18 protein-coding genes are annotated in these 19,983 nt (G+C 67.3%); 7 read left to right on the top strand and 11 right to left on the bottom strand.

From position 1 onward, the window contains the following. Window positions 1–47: 47 nt before the first annotated feature. Window positions 48–1,520 carry an amino acid permease gene (locus IB225_RS01845; RefSeq protein WP_192309227.1) on the bottom strand — a complete coding sequence of 491 codons (1,473 nt, stop codon included), beginning with the start codon at window positions 1,518–1,520 and terminating at the stop codon, window positions 48–50. Between the two features lie 209 nt (window positions 1,521–1,729). Here IB225_RS01845 and IB225_RS01840 point away from each other — a divergent pair, with 209 nt between their 5' ends. Next, a complete protein-coding gene (locus tag IB225_RS01840; protein ID WP_225583428.1) occupies window positions 1,730–2,260 on the top strand; it encodes an NUDIX hydrolase in 531 nt (176 codons plus the stop codon). 30 nt (window positions 2,261–2,290) lie between these two features. Here the strand turns inward: IB225_RS01840 and serA are convergent, their stop codons facing one another. Next, window positions 2,291–3,532, bottom strand: coding sequence for a phosphoglycerate dehydrogenase (serA, locus tag IB225_RS01835; protein WP_192309224.1), 1,242 nt, complete (start codon window positions 3,530–3,532; stop codon window positions 2,291–2,293). 193 nt (window positions 3,533–3,725) lie between these two features. Here serA and IB225_RS01830 point away from each other — a divergent pair, with 193 nt between their 5' ends. The 3 genes from IB225_RS01830 (at window position 3,726) to IB225_RS01820 (ending at window position 7,327) form a co-directional block, all read left to right on the top strand. Further along, window positions 3,726–5,114 (top strand): FAD-binding oxidoreductase, encoded by a 1,389-nt coding sequence (locus IB225_RS01830; RefSeq protein ID WP_192309222.1) that lies wholly within the window; start codon window positions 3,726–3,728, stop codon window positions 5,112–5,114. A gap of 90 nt (window positions 5,115–5,204) precedes the next feature. Next, complete coding sequence (locus IB225_RS01825) at window positions 5,205–5,504, top strand: DUF2388 domain-containing protein (RefSeq protein ID WP_192309220.1); 300 nt, start codon at window positions 5,205–5,207, stop codon at window positions 5,502–5,504. Continuing rightward, complete coding sequence (locus tag IB225_RS01820) at window positions 5,504–7,327, top strand: DUF4105 domain-containing protein (RefSeq protein ID WP_192309219.1); 1,824 nt, start codon at window positions 5,504–5,506, stop codon at window positions 7,325–7,327. The genes IB225_RS01825 and IB225_RS01820 overlap by 1 nt, the downstream gene beginning before the upstream one ends. 7 nt (window positions 7,328–7,334) lie before the next feature. On the opposite strand, the gene yeiP is transcribed toward IB225_RS01820, so the two are convergent. The 8 genes from yeiP to IB225_RS01780 form a co-directional block, all read right to left on the bottom strand. Beyond that, entirely contained in the window at window positions 7,335–7,901 is a 567-nt protein-coding gene (gene yeiP / locus IB225_RS01815; protein ID WP_093297452.1) for an elongation factor P-like protein YeiP, read from the bottom strand. Between the two features lie 43 nt (window positions 7,902–7,944). Beyond that, window positions 7,945–8,715 carry an SDR family NAD(P)-dependent oxidoreductase gene (locus IB225_RS01810; RefSeq protein ID WP_192309217.1) on the bottom strand — a complete coding sequence of 257 codons (771 nt, stop codon included), beginning with the start codon at window positions 8,713–8,715 and terminating at the stop codon, window positions 7,945–7,947. A 163-nt stretch (window positions 8,716–8,878) separates the two neighbouring features. Continuing rightward, window positions 8,879–11,431 carry an EAL domain-containing protein gene (locus IB225_RS01805; RefSeq protein ID WP_192309215.1) on the bottom strand — a complete coding sequence of 851 codons (2,553 nt, stop codon included), beginning with the start codon at window positions 11,429–11,431 and terminating at the stop codon, window positions 8,879–8,881. Beyond that, window positions 11,428–12,342 carry a hydroxymethylglutaryl-CoA lyase gene (locus tag IB225_RS01800; RefSeq protein WP_192309213.1) on the bottom strand — a complete coding sequence of 305 codons (915 nt, stop codon included), beginning with the start codon at window positions 12,340–12,342 and terminating at the stop codon, window positions 11,428–11,430. The genes IB225_RS01805 and IB225_RS01800 overlap by 4 nt, the downstream gene beginning before the upstream one ends. Then, the gene (locus IB225_RS01795; RefSeq protein ID WP_192309211.1) at window positions 12,339–12,968 is read right to left on the bottom strand and encodes a hypothetical protein; all 630 of its coding nucleotides are present in this window, start codon (window positions 12,966–12,968) and stop codon (window positions 12,339–12,341) included. Before IB225_RS01795 ends, IB225_RS01800 begins: the two co-directional genes overlap by 4 nt. Further along, complete coding sequence (locus IB225_RS01790) at window positions 12,965–14,956, bottom strand: acetyl/propionyl/methylcrotonyl-CoA carboxylase subunit alpha (RefSeq protein ID WP_192309209.1); 1,992 nt, start codon at window positions 14,954–14,956, stop codon at window positions 12,965–12,967. The genes IB225_RS01795 and IB225_RS01790 overlap by 4 nt, the downstream gene beginning before the upstream one ends. Further along, entirely contained in the window at window positions 14,956–15,357 is a 402-nt protein-coding gene (locus IB225_RS01785) for a VOC family protein (protein ID WP_192309207.1), read from the bottom strand. The genes IB225_RS01790 and IB225_RS01785 overlap by 1 nt, the downstream gene beginning before the upstream one ends. A gap of 4 nt (window positions 15,358–15,361) precedes the next feature. Further along, window positions 15,362–16,165, bottom strand: coding sequence for an enoyl-CoA hydratase-related protein (locus tag IB225_RS01780; protein ID WP_192309205.1), 804 nt, complete (start codon window positions 16,163–16,165; stop codon window positions 15,362–15,364). Between the two features lie 108 nt (window positions 16,166–16,273). Here IB225_RS01780 and IB225_RS01775 point away from each other — a divergent pair, with 108 nt between their 5' ends. Genes IB225_RS01775 through IB225_RS01765 form a run of 3 tightly spaced genes read left to right on the top strand, consistent with a single transcriptional unit; the run spans window position 16,274 to window position 18,623 of the window. Continuing rightward, complete coding sequence (locus IB225_RS01775; RefSeq protein ID WP_192309203.1) at window positions 16,274–16,519, top strand: FeoA domain-containing protein; 246 nt, start codon at window positions 16,274–16,276, stop codon at window positions 16,517–16,519. Next, window positions 16,516–18,378 carry a ferrous iron transporter B gene (locus IB225_RS01770; RefSeq protein WP_192309201.1) on the top strand — a complete coding sequence of 621 codons (1,863 nt, stop codon included), beginning with the start codon at window positions 16,516–16,518 and terminating at the stop codon, window positions 18,376–18,378. The genes IB225_RS01775 and IB225_RS01770 overlap by 4 nt, the downstream gene beginning before the upstream one ends. Before the next feature lie 8 nt (window positions 18,379–18,386). After that, on the top strand, window positions 18,387–18,623 hold the full coding sequence (locus tag IB225_RS01765; protein WP_192309199.1) for a DUF6587 family protein: 237 nt from the start codon (window positions 18,387–18,389) through the stop codon (window positions 18,621–18,623). Here IB225_RS01765 and IB225_RS01760 read toward each other — a convergent pair whose 3' ends face one another. After that, window positions 18,624–19,982 (bottom strand): J domain-containing protein, encoded by a 1,359-nt coding sequence (locus IB225_RS01760; RefSeq protein WP_192309197.1) that lies wholly within the window; start codon window positions 19,980–19,982, stop codon window positions 18,624–18,626. Window position 19,983: the final 1 nt, after the last annotated feature.

Below are 19,983 nucleotides of genomic sequence, written 5' to 3'. Positions count from 1 at the left end.
GGTACAACCAAAAAGGCCGGCGGTGCGTCCGCCGGCCTTGAAGAGGATCAGGCCTGCTGCCTGAGCTTGCTGTTCCAGAAGCCGTAAGTGAAGTAGACCACCAAGCCCAGGATCGTCCAGCCCACGAAGATCTTCCAGTGCTCGACGAAGGGCTGCCAGAACAGGTAGAGGCAGGCCAGCACGCCCAGCGGGCAGATAACGATGGCGGCCGGCACCTTGAACGGGCGAGGCATCTCGGGGCGCGTATAGCGCAGCACGAGCACGCCGGCGCAGACCGTGGCGAACGCCAGCAGGGTGCCCATCGACACCAGTTCGCCCAGCACGTTCAACGGCATCAGGCCCGCAAGCGCGGCGGCCAGCACGCCGACGATGATCGTGCCGACGTAAGGCGTGCGGAACTTCGGGTGCACCTTGCCGAAGAACTTCGGCATCAGGCCGTCCTTCGCCATGCTGTAGAAAATGCGCGGCTGCGCCATCAGCATCACCAGGATGACCGACGACAGGCCGGCGATCGCGCCGATTTCCACGGCGGTCTTCAGCCAGGCCAGTCCCGGGTAGGGTTCCAGCGCCGTGGCGACCGGCTTGGCGGTGCCGAGCAGCGTGTAGTTGGTCATGCCGGTCAGCACCGCGCACACCACGATGTAGATGACCGTGCAGATCGCCAGCGAACCGAGGATGCCGATCGGCATGTCGCGTTGCGGGTTCTTGGCTTCGCCGGCGGCAGTCGATACGGCATCGAAGCCGATGTAGGCGAAGAACACGATGGCGGCCGCGCGCGTCACGCCTTCCATGCCGAACTTGCCGGGCCCTTCGTTCGCAGGAATGAAGGGCGTCCAGTTGGACGGATCGATGTAGGTCGCGCCGATGCCGATGAACAGCACGATCACGGTGACCTTGATCGCCACCACGATGGCATTGACGAAAGCCGACTGCGTGATGCCTACGTAGCACAGGCCGCTGATGGCGGCGACGATGGCGATGGCCGGCAGGTTGAGGATCGAGCCGGTGGCAACGAAGTTGCTGCCATCCCAGTTGATCGGCGCCTGCGCGAGTTCTGCTGGGAAGGGCAGGTGCAGCGTCGTGGTCAGGAAGCTGATCAGGTAGCCGGACCAGCCCACCGCCACGGTGGCCGAGGCGAAGAGGTACTCCAGCACCAGGCACCAGCCGATGAACCAGGCAACGAATTCGCCGAGCGTCGCATAGGAATACGAATACGCACTGCCGGAGACCGGCATCAGCGCGGAGAACTCCGCGTAGCACAGGCCGGCCAGTGCGCAGGCGAAGCCGGCCATGACGAAGCTCAGCATGATCGCCGGGCCGGCGTGGTTGGCCGCGGCCTGGCCGGTCAGCACGAAGATGCCCGCGCCGATCACCGCACCCACACCCAGCATCACCAGATGCTTGGCCGTCAGCGTCCGTTTCAGGGTGGCTTCGCCGTCCAGGCTGCCTTCGAAGGGTTCACCGGCATCGACGTGGCCTGCCGGCGCAACCGGCTTGACCCTGAACAGAGCTTTGAGCATTCGCAGCGTCCCCTGAGATGACTGAGTGCCGGCGGAGAGCGTCCGTCGGGCGGTGGCGACTGTCATGGGGACGGTCCCCACGGAAGGCCGTACCTTGCCAAAGCGGACCGGGGATCACAAGCGCGGTTGCAGCATGAACGGCGATAATCGCCCCGCGATTGCCGTACCTCAAAAGGAAAAACCACGCCGTGTCAGCCGCTTACGCTTTCCTGCGCGAACAACTCGCCGACTACGGCCGTCGCTGGCCCGACGAGCATGGGGTCGCGGCGGACTTCCTGGCGCTGCTCGACGATCCGGCCGATCCCTTCGTTCGAGAGCGTCTGGAAGGCCACCTCACCGGCGGCGCATGGCTGGTCAGCGCCGACGGTCGGCGCACGCTGCTCACCCACCATCGCAAGCTGGACCGCTGGCTGCAGCTCGGCGGGCACGCCGATGGCGACACCGACATGGCGCGGGTGGCGTTGAAGGAGGCAGAGGAGGAATCCGGTCTGCCGGACCTGTCGGTGGAGGGCAGCATCTTCGACCTGGACCGGCACTGGATTCCCGAGCGCAAGGATGTGCCGGGGCACTGGCACTACGACGTGCGCTACATCGTGCGCGCCAGTGGCAACGAAGACTACGTGGTCAGTGAAGAGTCGCTGGCCCTGGCGTGGCGCGAGATCGCGCCGATGGCCGAAGATGCCGACGAATCGCTCAGTCGCATGGCGCGCAAGTGGCTGGCGCGGAGCGCGCGTCCGTAGGGTGGGCCTTGGCCCACCCTCAAGTCCGCCTCAGTACAGCACGCGCACGCGCAGCGTGCCCGGGATCGCCGCCATCGCATCGCGCAGGCTGGCGGTCTGCTCCTCGTCGGCGGTGACATCGATGACGACGTAGCCGACCTTGGGGTCGGTACGCAGGAACTGGCCATCGATGTTGATGCCGCGGTCGCGGAAGATGTCGTTGATCTGCGACAGCACACCCGGCACGTTGCGATGGATGTGCAGGATGCGGCGGCTGCCGTCGTGGCCGGGCAGGGTGACTTCGGGGAAGTTCACCGCCGACAGCGTGCTGCCGTTGTCGCTGTAGCGCACCAGCTTGGCCGCGACCTCGATGCCGATGTTGTCCTGCGCCTCCAGCGTCGAACCGCCGACATGCGGCGTCAGGATGACGTTGTCCAGTCCGCGCAGCGGCGATTCGAACGATTCCGCATTGCCCTTGGGTTCGACGGGGAATACGTCCACCGCGGCGCCGCCCACCTTGCCGGACTTCAGGGCGTCGGCCAGCGCATCGATATCGACGACAGTGCCGCGCGACGCGTTGATCAGGTGCGCGCCGGGCTTCATCTTCGCGATCTGCGCCGCGCCGAACATGTCCTTGGTCGCCGCGGTTTCCGGGACGTGCAGCGTCACCACGTCGCTCAGTTCCAGCAGGTCGTCCAGGCTGATGGCGGGACGCGCATTGCCCAGCGACAGCTTGGTCTCGATGTCGTGGAAGAGCACCTGCATGCCCAGGGCTTCGGCGAGTACGCCGACCTGGGTGCCGATGTGGCCATAGCCGATGATGCCCAGCGTCTTGCCACGCACCTCATGGCTGCCGGCCGCCGACTTGCTCCAGCCGCCGCGGTGGCACTCGGCGTTCTTCTGCGGGACGCCGCGCATCAGCAGGATGGCCTGCGCGATGACCAGTTCCGCCACGCTGCGGGTGTTGGAGTAGGGCGCGTTGAAGACCGGAATGCCGGCCAGTTCCGCCGCGTCCAGGTCCACCTGGTTGGTGCCGATGCAGAAGCAGCCCACCGCGATCAGGCGGCGCGCCTGCGCCAGCACGTCTTCGGTCAGGTGGGTGCGCGAGCGGATGCCAACGATGTGCGCCTCGGCGATGCGGCGCTTCAGTTCGTCTTCCGGCAGCGACTTCTCATGGAACTCGATCTGCGTGTAACCCGCCGCGCGGAACGTCTCCATCGCCGTCTGACTGACCCCTTCCAGCAACAGCACGCGGATGTCCTGCTTCGGGTACGAGGTCTTCTTGATCGACATTGCCGGAAAGGTCGCAGCGGAGGGGAAAGGGCCGTCACTATGCCAGATGGAAGACGCCGATGGTGCGGCGCGCCATGGAAAGCTCGGTTGTTGTTTTCCCGCTTGGTTGCCCCTGAAACCAAGCGTGGCATCGGCTGGACGCCACACGGCATCGCTGGCACGCTGGGCGCCCCCGAAAGTCCTGCCCTCCGCAATGAGCGATCCGCGCCTGGAAGCCCTGCAGCACGCCGTCCCGGCGCTGCGCCTGAAGACCGATCCTGCCGACCTGGAACACTACGGTCGCGACTGGACCCGCCGCTGGACACCGAGCCCGCTGGCGATCGCGCTGCCGGCCACGGTCGAAGAGGTGCAGGCCGTGGTGCGCTGGGCCAACGAACATCGCGTTGCCATCGTGCCGTCGGGCGGTCGCACGGGTCTGTCGGGTGGCGCTGTGGCGGCAAACGGCGAACTGGTGCTGAGCCTGGAGCGCATGAACCAGGCGCTGGACTTCAATGCCGTGGACCGCACGCTGACCGTGCAGGCCGGCATGCCGCTGGAAGCCGTGCATAACGCGGCGCGCGACCATGGGCTGGTGTATCCGGTGGATTTCGCCGCACGCGGGTCCTGCGCCATCGGCGGCAACATTGCCACCAACGCCGGCGGCATCCGCGTGATCCGCTACGGCAACACGCGCGAGTGGATCGCGGGTCTCAAGGTGGTCACCGGTGCCGGCGACGTGCTGGAACTCAACAAGGCGCTGATCAAGAACTCCAGCGGCTACGACCTGCGCCATCTGTGGATCGGATCGGAGGGCACGCTCGGTATCGTGGTCGAAGCCACAGTACGCCTGACCGATCCGCCGCCGCCGACCAACGTCATGCTGCTGGCACTTCCGTCGTTCGAAGTGTTGATGCAGGTGTTTTCCGCGTTCCGTGAGCGGCTGCAACTGGAAGCATTCGAATTCTTCACCGACCGCGCGCTGCACCACGTGCTGGCGCATGGTGCGCAGAAGCCGTTCGACGAGGTGCACCCGTACTACGTGGTCACCGAATTCGCGATCGGCGACGAGGCGAAGGAAACGGCGGCGATGGCGGCCTTCGAGGCGTGCATGGAGCAGGGCTGGGTCAGCGACGGCGTGATCAGCCAGTCCGATGCCCAGGCCGCGCAACTGTGGCGCCTGCGCGAAGGCATCACCGAATCGCTGGCACGCTACGTGCCGTACAAGAACGACGTGTCGGTCCGCATCTCGGCGATGCCGGCGTTCCTGGCCGAGACGCAGGCGCTGCTGGGCGACGCCTATCCGCAGTTCGAGGTGGTGTGGTTCGGCCACATCGGCGACGGCAACCTGCATATCAACGTGCTGAAGCCGGATGGCATGGAGAACGCGGACTTCGTCACCCAGTGCGAGCAGGTCACCAAGTTGCTGGCAGCGTCGCTGAAGCGACACAACGGCAGCATTTCCGCCGAGCATGGCATCGGCCTGGTCAAGAAGGGCTACCTGGAAAGCACGCGCAGCGCCGAAGAAATCGCGGTGATGCGAGGCATCAAGCAGGTGCTGGATCCGAACGGACTGATGAATCCGGGCAAGCTGTTCGACAGCTGAAAATAGTCGCGGATTCAGCCTCGCCGCATCGATTGCAGGTAGTCTTTGCGCACCGCGCCGCTCACGGCGTTCCCCCGTGTGGAAATCTCCATGTCCCGATTGATCCTGGCCGGCGTGTTGCTGGCGTTCTCCGTGCCGGCGCTCGCCGGCAGTTTCGCCGGCTCCTCCGCTGGTGCTTCGTCCGCTGGTTCGTCGGCCTCGTCCGACAGCTCGTCCGGCGACGACAAGATCGTCGTGCAGGCGCGCGAAGACGCCGCCAGCTTCGTCGCCAGCAACGGCCGCATCCGCGGTGCACAGTTGGAAGCCGCGCTGCGCCACCTGCGCGAGACGGATGAAGCGGCGCGCACGGCCAGCGACATGCAGCTGGCGCAGGCCATCCTGGCCCGCTGATGTCGCTGCGTCGGCCCTGGGGCCGGCGCATCGCCGTGCTCCTGTTGGGAGCGTGGCTGGGGCCGGTCGCTACGGCGTCGGCGCTCGAAGTCGATGCGGCGGGCCTGGCGCCCGCTGACATCGCGGCCACGCACGCACTTGTCGATGACGTACTGCCGCGCCTCCCCGAGATGTGGCGAAAAGGCCTGCCATCCGGGCTGATCCTGCAATGGCGTGATGATCTGCCGCCGCATGTCGCTGGGCGGCGTACCGGTGGTCGAATCCTGCTGCCGCGCCGGCTTCTGCAGGCGTGGCAGGCGCGCGATGCCGTGGTGGCCGATGATGCCTCCTTGCTCGCCGTGCGCCAGGCGCTGGTGCATGAGCTGGCGCACAGCTATGACCGAGCACACGGCAATGCCTTGTCAGGCGACGCACGCCTGCGCGATCTGGCGGGATGGCAGCGCAGCGTGTTGCCACTCGCTGGACGCCGTTCGCGTAACGACTTCGTTGCGCGCACGCCCGATCCGTACGAACTGGAGCGTCCGTCCGAATTCGTAGCGGTGAACCTGGAGCATTTCGTCCTCGATCCCACTTACGGGTGCAGGCGTCCGGCATTGCACCGGCATTTCGCTGCCCACTTCAACGTTCCGGCCACGATGACGGCGTGCGCCCCCGGTCTGCCGTTCCTGGATGCGGACGCAGAAGCGGGTGATGCATCGTTGCTGGCGCTCGACCCGTCACGCGTCTATGCGATCGACTACCTGCTGGCTGAAGGCAACACGCAGGCGATGAGCCGCTGGGGCCACAGCATGCTGCGACTGGTCATCTGTGCTCCCGGCCGCACGCCGGGGCCCGATTGCCGCTTCGACCTGACGCATCACCGCGTGCTGTCGTTCCGTGCGTTCGTCGGCGATGTGCAGATCTCGGGCTGGCGCGGCCTGACCGGTTCGTATCCTTCACGGCTGTTCCTGCTGCCGCTGGACCAGGTGATCGAGGAGTACACCCGCGTCGAACTGCGAGGCCTGCAGTCGATTCCGCTGCGGTTGGAACATGCAGAGATCGCTGGGCTGCTGGAGCGCGCCGCGCAGCTGCACTGGAGCTACGACGGGCGCTACTACTTCATCAGCAACAACTGCGCAGTGGAGACGTGGAAGCTGCTGCACGATGGCGTACCGCGACTGGGTGCCGAGCGGTTGGCCAGCATCACGCCCACCGGACTGCTCGAGAAGCTGGCGCGCCGCGGCATCGCAGATCGCCGCGTGCTGGACGATGGGGACGAAGCGCGCCGGCTCGGTCACTACTTCGAGCCGATGAGCGCGCGCTACGACGCATTGTTCGACGTCGCACGCGAGGCGCTGTCGCTGCCGCAGACAGATGCGCAGACCTGGCTGTCGTTGTCGCCGACCGAACGCGCCACCTGGTTGCCGCAGGCCGACCTGCGCACCAGTGCAGCCCTGCTGGTACTGGAGAACGCGGCGCAGCGCCGGCAGCAACTGCTGCTGCGCGACGAGCTGAAGCGGCGCTACCTGGGCCGCAACGCACCCGACGACATCGCACAGGCCCTACAGGCCCTGCGTGCCTGGCTGGGAGATACCGGCTTTGTCAGTCGGCCATCGGAACTGGTGCCGGATGGCTACGGACTGCCGCAGACCGATGAGCGCATGCGCATCGCGGAGGAAGCGCGGGCCCGCGTGACGCGCCTGCGTGAGCAGGATGGAGCGTTGCGAAACCAACTGGAGCGTTGGTTGCCCGCCGACCAGCGCGAGGTCCTGCGGGGTATCGAGGCGAATCTCGAAACGATCGGTGCGCGCCTGCGCGTATTGGATGCGGCAGGCGCGTCGTAACCGGAACTCAGTCGGCGCGACCGCCGAACTCGCCGGTGGTCGTGTTGACCAGGATGCGTTCGCCGTTGGTGATGTACTCCGGCACCATGATCTCGATGCCGGTGCTCAGCTTGGCCGGCTTCGGACGCTTGGTGGCGGTGCCGCCCTTCAGTTCCGGCGGCGTTTCCACCACTTCTAGCGTCACATGCTGCGGCAGCTGCAGCGCGACCGGCAGCTCGTCGATGACCTGCACGTAGCAGCCGCTGAGGCCATCGGTGATGTAGCCGGCGTCATCGCCGATGACATTGGCGTCCAGCGTGTAGGGCGTGTAGTCCTCGTCGTCGAGGAACACGAACGCATCGCCGTCCTTGTACGAGTACGTCGCCTGACGGCGCAGCAGCTCCACTTCGCTCAGGTTGTCGTCGGCATCGAAGCTGGCATCCAGCTTGTTGCCGCCCGGCACGCTGTACATGATGAAGCGGAAGCGCACGTTGCCGCCGCGGCCCTGCGGCGAGCTGCGCTCGATGTCGCGGATCTGGTACACGCCGCCGTTGTGTTCAACGACGTTGCCCTTCTTGATGTCGAAAGCCTTCATGGATCAACCGTGTCTGTGGAATTGGAAGAGGGATGGCGCGGACTTACTTCGGCGCCAGGCGCACGGCACCGTCCAGGCGGATGGTTTCGCCGTTGAGGTAGGTATTGCCGAGGATGTAGGCGACCAGGTCGGCGAACTCCTCCGGCTTGCCCAGGCGCGACGGGAAGGGGATCGAGGCACTCAGCGACTGCTGCACGGCTTCCGGCATGCCATCGACCATCGGCGTCCAGAAGATGCCCGGCGCCACGGTCAGCACACGGATACCGAAGCGCGACAGTTCGCGCGCCATCGGCAGGGTCATGCCGACCACGCCGCCCTTCGAGGCCGAATACGCGGCCTGGCCGATCTGGCCTTCGTACGCCGCCACACTGGCGGTGTTGACGATCACGCCGCGCTCGCCATCGGCGTTCGGTGCGTTGTGCTGCATCAGGTCCGCGGCGGCCTTGGCCACGTTGAAGCTGCCGACCAGGTTGACCATCACGGTGGCCTGGAAGGTGGACAGCGGCATCGGCGCCTCCTTGCCCAGCACACGGCCGGCGCCCAGGATGCCGGCGCAGTTGATCGCCGCATTCAGGCCGCCGAGGACGTCCTTCGCTGTGGCGACATTCGCCGCCACGCCAGCCTCATCGGTCACGTCAGTGCGGAAGTAGCGGACGTTCGCTTCGCCAAGTTCGGCGACGGCAGCAGCGCCCTTGTCGTCGTTGACGTCGAACAGCGCGGCCTTGCCGCCGTGGGCAACCAGGTGGCGGGCGACGGCCAGGCCCAGGCCGGAGACGCCGCCGGTGATGACGGCGCGGGTATCGGAAAGCTGCATGCGGTGAACCTGCTGCGGAAAGGGCCGCATTTTACGCGATGGCGGGGGGAGGCGCCGGCGACCCGGTCAATCCCTGTGGGAGCGACGTCAGTCGCGATGAAGCGTTAAAGGGAAGGCCCATCGCGACTGACGTCGCTCCCACACCCACCCTCCCATAGTGGCTTCAGGCGTGCAGCGCCCGTTCCAGCGGGGCGTCGGCCAGCCGGCGTGCGAACTCGTCCGGCGACAGGCCCGGCGCGAACAGGAAGCCCTGGCCGACCGGCACGCCCAGGTTGAGCAGGAACTGGCGCTGGGCTTCGGATTCCACGCCTTCGGCGACCAGCCCCAGCCCCAGGCTGCGTGCGATGGCCGACACTGCCTGGCAGACCGCGACGTCGGAGCGGTTGTTCGGCACGCCTTCGGTGAACAGCGGGCTCAGTTTCAGGCCGTGGATCGGCAGGCGGCGCAGGTAGTTCAGTGCGCTGTAGCCTTCGCCGAAATCGTCGATGGTCAGCAGCACGCCCAACTGGCGCAGGTCGGCGAAGGTGCGCAGGGTTGCAGGCGCGTCTTCGATCAGGACCCGTTCGGTGAACTCCAGCTCCAGCGCGCTGCCAGGCAGGTCGAATTCGGCCAGGATGGCGCGCACGCGGTCGGCGAGATCGTCGCCGGCGAACTGCCGGTATGAGACGTTGACCGCTACGCGCACGATGCCCAGACCCATGTCGCGCCACGCGGCCACCTGCCGGCAGGCTTCGCGCAGCACCCAACTGCCGATGCGCACGATGTCGCCGGTGGTTTCCGCGTGGCTGATGAAGACGTCCGGGCGCAGTTCGCCCAGCTGGTGGTTCTGCCAGCGGATCAGGGCCTCGCCGGCGATGATGCGGCCGTTGCGCAGATCGACCTGCGGCTGGTAGACGAGTCGGAATTCCTCGTTGTCCACTGCGCGGCGCAGCTGCGTTTCGATCTGCAGGCGGTCCTGCTGCCGTTGCGCCAGTTCCTGGGTGAAGCTCTGCCAGCCGTTGCGCGCGCGATGCTTGCTGTCGTACATCGCGATGTCGGCGTTCTGGATCAGCTGCTGCGGGCGCAGGCCGTCACCGGGCGCGATCGCCAGGCCGATGCTGGCAGTGATGGCGAATTCGTCCTTGCCGAAGCGGAACGCATCGGCGAACGCGCCAAGCACGGCATGCGCCATCGCTTCCGGCAGGTGGGGATCTTCGCCTGCGTCGCAGATCACCAGGAATTCGTCGCCGCCGAAGCGCGCGATCATGCCGTCCGTACCGACGGCCCCGCGGATGCGGTCCGACGCCTGCACCAGCAGTTCGTCGCCCGCGTTGTGCCCCAGCACGTCGTTGACCATCTTGAAGCGGTCGAGGTCGATGTAGAGCACTGCGACGCGTGCGCGCTCGGGGTCGGCGAGCCGTGCACCGAGTTCGGTCAGCACGGCGTCGCGGTTCATCAGTCCGGTCAGTGGATCCGTGCGCGCCTGGATGCGCAGCATCTCCTCGGCCTGCTTGTCCTGCGAGATGTCCTGCATGGTGCCGGTGATGCGCGAGGCGCCGGGATCGCCCGGTTCGGCATCGCCGATCACACGGATCCAGAACGGATGACCGTCGGCCTGCGTTCCCTGCAACTCCAGATCGAAGCCCTGGCCACCGGCGGTGATCAGGTCCAGCGCACTGCGCAGCCGTCGGCGATCAGCGTCGCGCAGGCACGACAGCATGTCGTTGAGCGTGACCAGCGGTCGTGCCGCGCCGAGGATGCGCTGGGCCTCGTCGGTCAGGTACATGCGGTCGCGGCCGAGGTCCCATTCCCAGCCGCCGATGTGGGCGAGCGACTGCGCACGATCGAACAGCGCGCTGTCGCGCTTGAGTTCGGTGACGTCGCTGAACAGCGTGCTGACCTGGGCCGGTACGCTGGCGCCCGGGGCAAACTGCGGTACGGACGTGGCGGTGAGCCACAGCAGCTGTTTCTTCTCGCGGTGGTAAAGGCCCAGCAGCACGCTTTCGACCATCTGGCCGGTATCCAGCGCACGCTGCGCGGGCAGTTCGTGGCGCGCCATTTCGCGGCCATGCTCGTCGACGATATGCCAGCGGCCCAGCGCCAGTTCCTGGTCGGCGCGCTGGTCTTCGCGGATGCCGAAGATGCGCATCGCCGCGCCATTGCAGTACTGCACCTCCAGGTCGCGGTTGTGCACCACGATGCCCTTGTCGATGGTTTCCATCAGCTCGCGGTAGCGCAGCTCCGCCAGCCGGCGGCTGCTGATGTCGCGGGCGACGGCGACGATGCTCTTGCGTCCGTCGAAGCTGATGTTGGCCGAGTGCACTTCGACGGGGAAGCGGGTGCCGTCGCCGCGCATGTTGGTGACCTCGATGACGTAGGTCTCGCCGCGGTTCAGCGTTTCCCAGACCGGCACCAGGTGGTCGCGCGGCAGGTCGGGGTTGAGGACGTTGATGTTGCGTCCGACGATTTCCTCGCGCGGGCGTTTGTACGCCTGCATCCCTGCCTTGTTGAGGTCGAGGATGGTGCCGTCCTCGGCGATGACGCTGACCGGATCCGGCACGGCGTCGAACAGGTTGCGGTAGCGCGAGCGCTCGGTGTCGGCTTCGCGCTGCTTGGCCAGCAGCGCGTCGCGTGCCTCACGCAGCAGGTCGGCATGGGTGGCGTCCGCCGCGGCCGCACGTTCGAGTGCGGCGGCCAGCGCCATCACATCGACGTCGCTGGCCGGGCGCTGGCTCATGCGGCCGCCAGGGCCTTGCCGACGCGGCTGCCGGTTTCGCGCCCCAGCCGCGAGGCGAGCCAGCGGCCGGTGTCCGCCAGCAGGTCCAGGTCCACGCCGGTGCGCAGGCCCAGTCCATGCAGCAGATACACCACGTCCTCGCTGGCCACGTTGCCGCTGGCGCCCTTGGCGTAGGGACAGCCGCCGGCACCGGACGCCGCGGAGTCGACTACCCGCACGCCTACTTCCAGGCAGGACAGGATGTTCGCGAGTGCCTGGCCGTAGGTGTCGTGGAAATGCACGGCCAGCGCCGGCATCGGCACGTCCGCGGCCACGGCCTTCAGCATCTCGGCGGCCTTGTGCGGGGTACCCACGCCGATGGTGTCGCCCAGCGAAATCTCGTAGCAGCCCATCGCGTGCAACTGGCGCGCCACGCGCACCACGTCCGTCACCGGCACCTCGCCCTGGTAAGGACATCCCAGTACGGTGGAGACGTAGCCGCGCACTTTCACGCCATCGGCGGCGGCGCGTTCCAGCACCGGACGGAAGCGCTCGATGGATTCGTCGATGGACGCGTTGATGTTCTTGCGGGTGAAGGCTTCGGAGGCCGCTGTGAAGACCGCAACCTCCTCGACGCCGACCGCACGCGCGCGGTCGTAGCCGGTCTCGTTCGGCACCAGCACGGGGTAAGCCGTGCCGGGGCGTCGCTGGATGGCAGTGAAGACCTCGGCGGCGTCGGCCAGCTGCGGCACCCACTTCGGACTGACGAAACTGGTCGCTTCGATGCTGAGCAGGCCGGTGCGCGACAGCCGGTCGATCAGCTCCACCTTGTCCGCGGTGGCGACGAGCGCCTTCTCGTTCTGCAGACCATCGCGTGGGCCGACCTCGACGATGCGGACGAAATCGGTGGAAGAGGCGGGCAGGGCAGTCATGAAGATTTTTCCGTCTTGGCGCGGCGCATGCGCAGTGTCTTGTCGCGGCCGTCGAAGGCGTCGAACAGGGCGGGCTCGGAGGCCAGCAGTTTCCGCAATTGGTCGGGGCTCCCCTCGAAGACGTAGGTGCTGGCGTCGGCCTCGCGCGCCTTCAGCGAGCCTTGCTGCACGCGTTGCATGATGTCCACCGTGTCGAGCATTGCGATCTGCAGCGTATCGTTGCGGATGCGGTATTTCAGCAGCGTGACGGCGCCGGCCGGCATCCCTTTCGGGATCGGTGGCGTAGCGGCCCTATCGGTGCCGAACAGGCCTTCCATGTCGTCAAAGCCCAGAACCAGGTAGCGCGCGCCGTCCAACTCGAACCCTCGGGCATTGAAAGCCGGCGCGCCGTCAGTGGGTGCATCTGCATCAGCTAGACGAGCGCGACAGGTGGCGTCCACTTCGACGTAATCGTTTTCCAGCGGCACCTTGTAAAGGTCTCCAGGCAACGGGATCCAGCGGCCGACCAGGGCGGGGTCACATGTCAGCGCGGCCGGCGACTGTTCGAACATCACGCAACCCGACAGCAGGCAGGCCGCGGCCAGCACGGCAGCGACACGCGGCAAAGTCTGCGCGACGGTCCTCACTCCAACGTCACCAGGACCGTGTCCGCCTCGACGAAGTCGCCAGCGGCGGCACGCAGTTCCGCGACCACGCCGGCGCGCGGCGCCTTGACGGCCAGCTCCATCTTCATCGCTTCCATCACCAGCAGTTCCTGACCTGCGTCCACGCTGTCCCCCACTCGTGTCTTCACCACCACTACGCGTCCCGGCATCGGCGCGATGATGCGGCTGTCCCCGCCGCTGTCCCCACCTGCCGTGCGCTGGTAGGCCGGTAGCGTCTCCAGCGTGGCGCGCTGTTCCCCGTCATGCAGGGTGAGGCGGCTGCCGTGGCGGTGGACGCGGAAGCGCCGTGCCTGATCATGAATACGCAACTCGAGCAGTCCAGCGGTCAGCCTTGCGCCCTCGACCCGATGGGTCGTGCCGTCCACCTCGACCCCGTAGCGGCCGCCGTGGCCGTGCGCCAGCGCTTCCCAGCGCTGGTCGCGGTGCTGGAAGGCGAGCGGCCGGCGCCCGGCGTGTCCCAGCCGCCAGCCGTCGGCGATCGCCCAGGGCGAGCCCGGATCGGCCGACGCCTCGGCGGAACGGCGGGCGGAGGCCTCCTGGTCCAGCAGGACCGCCACCGCGGCCGCCACCTGCAGGTCGGGCGTCAGTGTCGGCGCCGGCATGAACTCGTCCAGATGACGGTCCAGGTAGCCGGTATCGATGCGTCCCTCGACCACGGCCGGGTGGCGCGCCAGCTGTTCCAGGAAGCCGATGTTCGATTTCGGCCCGACGATGTCGCAGTCCGCCAGGGCGTCGCGCAGTCGCGCGAGCGCGGTGGGCCGGTCTTCGCCCCAGACGATCAGCTTGGCGATCATCGGGTCGTAGAAGATGGTGACCAGGTCGCCCTCCACCACGCCGCCGTCCAGGCGCACCTGCGCGGACGATGCCGGCAGGACCAGCGATTCCAGACGCCCGGAACCCGGCAGGAAACCGGCTTCCGGGTCCTCCGCGTACAGGCGTACCTCGATGGCATGGCCGCGCTGCGCGATGGCGTCCTGCGCCAGCGGCAACGGTTCGCCTGCGGCCACGCGCAGCTGCCACTCCACCAGGTCGAGGCCGGTGACCAATTCGGTGACCGGATGCTCGACCTGCAGTCGGGTGTTGATCTCCATGAAATAGAACTGGCCGTCGGGGTCGACGATGAATTCCACCGTGCCGGCGTTGGCGTAGTCGATGGCCTGTGCCGCCTTTACCGCCGCATCGCCCATGGCGGTGCGCAGGGCAGGGGTGAGGAACGGCGAGGGCGACTCCTCCAGCACCTTCTGGTAGCGGCGCTGCGCCGAGCATTCGCGCTCGTTGAGGTGCAGCGTGTGGCCGTGGGTGTCGGCGAACACCTGGATCTCGATATGGCGCGGCGACTGCACGTAGCGCTCCAGCAGCACGCGATCGCGGCCGAAGGCATTGGCGGCTTCGCGCTGGCAGCTTTCCAACTGCGCGATGAAGTCCTCCAGGCGATGCACCACGCGCATGCCCTTGCCACCGCCGCCGTGCGCGGCCTTGATCATCAGCGGGAAGCCGATGCGCGCCGCTTCACGCGACAAGGTGTTGGGCGATTGATCCTCGCCGGTATAGCCGGGGACGACCGGAACACGGGCCGCCGCCATCAGTTCCTTGGCGCCGGCCTTGCTGCCCATCTTGCGCATCGAGGTGCCGGACGGGCCGATGAACACCATGCCGGCAGCGGCGACCGCGTCGGCGAAGTCGGCGTTCTCCGACAGGAAGCCATAGCCCGGATGGATAGCCTGTGCACCGGTCTTCTTCGCTGCTTCGAGGATGGCGTCGCCGCGCAGATAGCTGTCGGCGGGGCGGGGGCCACCGATCAGGCAGGCTTCGTCGGCCTGGCGCACGTGCTGGGCATCGGCATCGGCTTCCGAGTAGACGGCGACCGTGCGGATGCCCAGCCGGCGACAGGTGCGGATGACGCGGCAAGCGATTTCGCCGCGGTTGGCGATCAGGATCTTGGAGAACATCAGGGCTGTGCTTCCGCAGGCAGGTGGCAGACGGCTTCGATGTTGTGGCCGTCGGGATCGATGGCGAAGGCGCCGTAGTAGTGGGCGTGGTAATGCGGACGGAGCCCCGGGGCGCCGTTGTCGCGCGCGCCGGCAGCGAGCGCGGCGGCATGGAAGGCGTCCACCTGTGCACGACGCTGCGCGGTGAACGCGATGTGGGCGCCGCGGCCGGGTTCGCCGCTGCCCTTGCCGACCCAGAAGTGCGGCCTACCGGGAGGGCCGAAGCCGCAGCCTTCGTAGCCGCCGCTCATCTCGCGCGTCACTTCCATGACGACGCCGTATCCGAGCGTGGCAAGCACGCGCTCGTAGAAGGCACGGCTGCGCGCGTAATCGGCGACCTCGATGCCCAGGTGGTCGATCATCCGTTCAGTCCTTGCCGGTCCACGCGGGCGGGCGCTTGTCGAGGAAGGCCGACAAGCCCTCCTGGCCTTCGGGCGACACACGTAGACCGGCAATGAGGTCTGCGTTGTCCGCGTCCAGGCGGTCGCGATCGACTCCACCGGCGACACGTGCGACGAGTTGCTTGGCGCCTGCCGTGGCTTTCGGGCCCGCCTTCAACAGCAGCGCCAACTGGCGTTCGACGGCGGCATCCAGCGCATCGGCTGGCACCACGTCATGCAGCAGCCCGATCCGGAGCGCGGTAGCGGCGTCGAAGATCTCGGCGGTGGCGAACCAGCGCCTGGCCTCGCGTGGCCCGATGGCGGCGATGACGTAGGGCGAAATCACTGCCGGCAGCAGGCCCAGCTTGCTTTCGGTCAGGCCGAACTTCGCTTCCGGTACGCCGATGGCGATGTCGCAGCACGCGACCAGGCCCACGCCTCCGCCGAACGCGGCGCCGTGGACGCGCGCGATCGTGGGCTTCGGCAGCTCGTCCAGCGTGCGCATCAGGCGGGCGAGGGCGAGGGCGTCCTCACGGTTGACCGCCTCGCTGGCCGCGGCCATGCCGCGCATCCAGTTGAGGTCGGCGCCGGCGGAGAACGAAGCGCCACTGCCTTCCAGCACCACCGCGCGGATGCCGTCGTCGACGGCCAGCTGTTCCAGGGTCGCCGTCAGGGCGGCGATCAGGCCGGCGTCGAAGGCGTTGTGGAGGGCGGGGCGATCCAGCCGGAGGCGCGCGACGGCGTCCGTGCGGGTCAATACGAGGGGGTGTTCCTGCGGTGATGCCGCCATGCCTGCCTTTCCCTGCAAAGTCGCCGAATGATAGCGGCACAGTCCGTTGCGGCCGTCGTGCAGTGCGGCGATGCTACAATGAGAACAGTTCGCATTTAAGGGCTTTGCGTGATCCTGACCGACCTTCCCCGGCGCACTCCCGCCATCGTCGACTCCGTCGAGGACCACGGTCCGCAGGACAACATTGCCCGTCGCCTGCGCGAACTGGGCTTCGTCAATGGCGAAGAGGTCGAGATCGTGGCGAGTGGACCGCTGGGCGCCGAGCCGCTGCTGGTGCAGGTCGGTTTCACCCGCTTCGCGCTGCGCCGTTCCGAAGCGGCCCGCGTGCGATTGCGCAACGGAGCGTCGGCATGAGCGCGACCGATGCATCCACGTTGCGGCTGGCGCTGGTCGGCAACCCGAACTGTGGCAAGACCGCGCTGTTCAACCAGCTGACCGGCAGCCGCCAGAAGGTCGCCAACTACGCCGGCGTCACCGTCGAGCGCAAGGAAGGCCGTCTGCATTCGTCGGCGTCGGGACGCAGCTACGCCGTGCTGGATCTGCCGGGTGCCTATAGCCTGCATGCCGCCAGCTTGGACGAAGCCGTCACCCGCGATGTCTGCCGGGGCTTCTATCCCGGTGAGGCCGCCCCCGATGTACTGGTCTGCGTGGTGGATGCCACCAACCTGCGCCTGCACCTGCGCTTCGCGCTGGAAGTGCGCGAGCTGGGCAAGCCGATGATCCTGGCGGTCAACATGATGGATGCCGCAAAGCGCCGTGGCATCGCCATCGACCTGGCCGCGCTGGAGAAGGAACTCGGCGTGCCGGTCGTCGAGACGATCGCGGTGAAGCAGGGCGGCGCACGTGCGCTGGTCGAGCGCATCGATGCCGTCGCGGCGCAGCCCCACGAGCCTCGCGTGCATCTGGCAGAAGGTGCCGACCTGCACGCTGAAACGCGCCGCCTGCTGTCGCTCGCGGTGACCATGCCGACCCGCACCGCGAAGATCGACGATGCGCTGGACCGCTGGCTGCTGCATCCGGTGTTCGGCCTGGTGGCGCTGATCGTGGTGATGTTCCTCATCTTCCAGGCGGTCTATGCCTGGGCGACGCCGATGATGGACATGATCGAAGCCGGCACGGGCTGGCTGGGCGAACAGGCCGGCAGCCTGCTGCCCGAAGGTCCACTCAAGAGCCTGTTGGTCGAGGGCATCATCGAGGGCCTCGGCGGCGTGGTGGTGTTCCTGCCGCAGATCCTGATCCTGTTCGCCTTCATCCTGGCGCTGGAAGAGAGCGGCTACCTGCCGCGCGCTGCGTTCCTGCTCGACCGCATGATGGCGTCGGCCGGCCTGTCGGGCCGCTCCTTCATCCCGCTGCTGTCGAGCTTCGCTTGCGCCATCCCCGGCATCATGGCCACGCGCAGCATCCAGGACCCGCGCGACCGCCTGGCGACGATCCTCGTCGCACCGCTGATGACGTGCTCGGCGCGCCTGCCCGTGTATGCGCTGCTGATCGGTGCGTTCGTGCCGGACGAGAAGGTCGGCATCTTCAACCAGCAGGGTCTGGTGCTGTTCGGGCTGTATGCCGCCGGCATCGCCAGCGCGCTGCTGGTGTCGTGGGTGATGAAGAAATGGCGCCGCGACAAGAGCGAGCACGCGCTGCTGCTGGAGCTCCCGTCCTACCGCATCCCGCACCCGCGCGATCTGCTGATCGGCCTGTACGAGCGCGCGATGATCTTCCTCAAGCGCGTCGGCGGCATCATCCTGGCGCTGACGATCCTGCTGTGGTTCCTGCTCAACTTCCCGGCGCCGCCGGAAGGCGCGGTGGGCCCCGCGATCGACTACAGCTTCGCCGGCCGCATCGGCCATGCGATGGCCGTGTTCTTCGCGCCCCTGGGCTTCAACTGGCAGATCTGCATTGCGTTGATTCCGGGTCTGGCCGCGCGTGAAGTGGCGGTCTCCTCGCTGGCGACGATCTATGCGCTGTCGGCTGCCGATGACGACGCTGCCATTCAGGCGCTGACCCCCGTCATCAGTGATGGCTGGTCGTTGGCCACTGCGCTGTCGCTGCTGGTGTGGTTCATCTACGCGCCGATGTGCATCTCGACGCTCGCCACCATCAAGCGCGAGACGGGCTCGTGGAAGCAGATGGCGTTCTCCACGTTCTACCTGTTCGCGCTGGCCTATCTCGCCTCGCTGGTGACCTATCAGGTCGCCAAGGCACTGGGCGCAGGCTGAGCCTCGTCATGGATGCGTCGCTCACCCTGCAGTACGCCATCATCGTGATCGCGGTGATGGTCAGTGCGTGGGTGGTGCTGAAGAAGCAGTTCCCCGGCCCGCTGCGCAAGGCACGGGTCGCGCTGGCATTGCCGCTGTTGCGCGAAGATCGCGCGGCGTGGATCCGAGGGCTTGGGCGCTGGATCGCGCCGCCCGGTCTCACGACGGGCGGTAAAGCCTGCGGCGGATGCGACGGCTGCGGCTGACTAGGATCGCAGTAGCCACTGGCTCACCCCGAACAAGCCCGTCGAGACGAACACGACGAACGAGGTGATCGTCGTCCAGCGATTGCCGACGGCGGCCGCAAGCCCGACCTGATGGCGGCGGGCGTAGATCCAGTCGCAGAGCGTCACCCCGATCGCAGCGCCTGCCAGCGCGGCCAGCCAGGGCGAAAGCGCCTGAGGTGTCGGCAGCGCCTGCACCAGCCAGCTCGTACCGACGCCGAAGCGCAACGCATCGAAGAACTGGCGGAAATGCAGCAGGGCCGCCGGCAGCACCAGTGCGAAGGCCAGCGCGGGCACCTGGGGAAGCGCAAAGGCCACCAGCAGGCCTGCCAAGGCGAGCCAGACCGGCATCAACGCCAGCCATAGGTTGCGTGACGTGGCCGGTCGTTCACGCAGCGCGGCGAGCGCAAGCATCACGTACCAGATGCACAGCAGCCCGGCCACCGCAGCGAAGGTAAATCCGGTCACCCGTGCTGCACGGTCGGGTGCAACGTCGGTCAGGCGGCACAGGGCGCCGATCACCAGCGTGGCGGTCGTCGCAGAGAGCACCACCGAGGCCCAGCGCCAGATGCCGATGTAGAAAGGATCCGCCAGCCGGCTGAAGAAGGTCTGCTGGCGAGCATCCAGTCCGGGGACATCGTCGCCATAGTCTGCCGCCAGTCGTTGCGACAGGCGGGCCGCGCGGATCGAGAAACCGGGCACGCAGGCCAGCAGCAGTGCGAGCGGCCACCGGAACGGCCGCTTCAACTGCCGGATCGTCAGCGGACGATCCTCATCGAACGCGTCGGTGTTCTCGCTCTCCACCGCGCGCAACACCCGGGTCCGCCGCTCGATCCACGCCGGCGGGGTGAAGTCGAAGAACTCGCCCAGTACGATCAGGTTGCCGGGAGAGACGCTCGCGTCCTCGTAGGCGATCTGATCGAACACCTCCGCACCGACCCGCCGCTTGACGTCCAGCGCATAGAGGTCCGGATGGTGGGCGAGGTGCTGTCGCAGCACTGAGGGAAGTTCGTGCGCCGCGCGTGCCAGCAACTCGTCGCGTAGTCTGGCTTCGTCGAGGGGCGGTGCGACGGGATCGACGCTGGGCGCGATGGCGGGCGATGCAGGAGAGGGCTCGTACGTCGATATGCGCGAGACCATGTCGACCCGCGCATCGTCCTCCGATGGATCGTGCTCGTGATGACGCTGGTACGACAATGCCGCCTGATAGGCCTCGTTGAGGCGCTGGAAGCCAACAGGGTCCTGATCTGGCCGTGTGGTCTTGAGGAGGCTTGCATAAGCGCGCTTGATCGCGCGCTCATCCGCATCCGTCGGCACGCCGAGCAGATCGTAGGGCCACATG

The organism is Pseudoxanthomonas sp. PXM02, assembly GCF_014851805.1.
GTDB lineage: Bacteria > Pseudomonadota > Gammaproteobacteria > Xanthomonadales > Xanthomonadaceae > Pseudoxanthomonas_A.
Note: the sequence above shows the minus strand (reverse complement) of the source record. Positions and strands in the feature narration are given on the sequence as shown.

Bases quoted from the DNA above. Each gene is read 5' to 3' on its own strand.
- IB225_RS01810 (WP_192309217.1), bottom strand. From the start codon at position 8,715: ATGCAGCTTTCCGATACCCGCGCCGTCATCACCGGCGGCGTCTCCGGC.
- IB225_RS01780 (WP_192309205.1), bottom strand. From the start codon at position 16,165: ATGGCGGCATCACCGCAGGAACACCCCCTCGTATTGACCCGCACGGAC.
- IB225_RS01820 (WP_192309219.1), top strand. From the start codon at position 5,504: ATGTCGCTGCGTCGGCCCTGGGGCCGGCGCATCGCCGTGCTCCTGTTG.
- IB225_RS01785 (WP_192309207.1), bottom strand. From the start codon at position 15,357: ATGATCGACCACCTGGGCATCGAGGTCGCCGATTACGCGCGCAGCCGT.
- IB225_RS01790 (WP_192309209.1), bottom strand. From the start codon at position 14,956: ATGTTCTCCAAGATCCTGATCGCCAACCGCGGCGAAATCGCTTGCCGC.
- yeiP (WP_093297452.1), bottom strand. From the start codon at position 7,901: ATGAAGGCTTTCGACATCAAGAAGGGCAACGTCGTTGAACACAACGGC.
- IB225_RS01800 (WP_192309213.1), bottom strand. From the start codon at position 12,342: ATGACTGCCCTGCCCGCCTCTTCCACCGATTTCGTCCGCATCGTCGAG.
- IB225_RS01765 (WP_192309199.1), top strand. From the start codon at position 18,387: ATGGATGCGTCGCTCACCCTGCAGTACGCCATCATCGTGATCGCGGTG.
- IB225_RS01805 (WP_192309215.1), bottom strand. From the start codon at position 11,431: ATGAGCCAGCGCCCGGCCAGCGACGTCGATGTGATGGCGCTGGCCGCC.
- serA (WP_192309224.1), bottom strand. From the start codon at position 3,532: ATGTCGATCAAGAAGACCTCGTACCCGAAGCAGGACATCCGCGTGCTG.
- IB225_RS01770 (WP_192309201.1), top strand. From the start codon at position 16,516: ATGAGCGCGACCGATGCATCCACGTTGCGGCTGGCGCTGGTCGGCAAC.
- IB225_RS01760 (WP_192309197.1), bottom strand. From the start codon at position 19,982: ATGTGGCCCTACGATCTGCTCGGCGTGCCGACGGATGCGGATGAGCGC.
- IB225_RS01845 (WP_192309227.1), bottom strand. From the start codon at position 1,520: ATGCTCAAAGCTCTGTTCAGGGTCAAGCCGGTTGCGCCGGCAGGCCAC.
- IB225_RS01830 (WP_192309222.1), top strand. From the start codon at position 3,726: ATGAGCGATCCGCGCCTGGAAGCCCTGCAGCACGCCGTCCCGGCGCTG.
- IB225_RS01825 (WP_192309220.1), top strand. From the start codon at position 5,205: ATGTCCCGATTGATCCTGGCCGGCGTGTTGCTGGCGTTCTCCGTGCCG.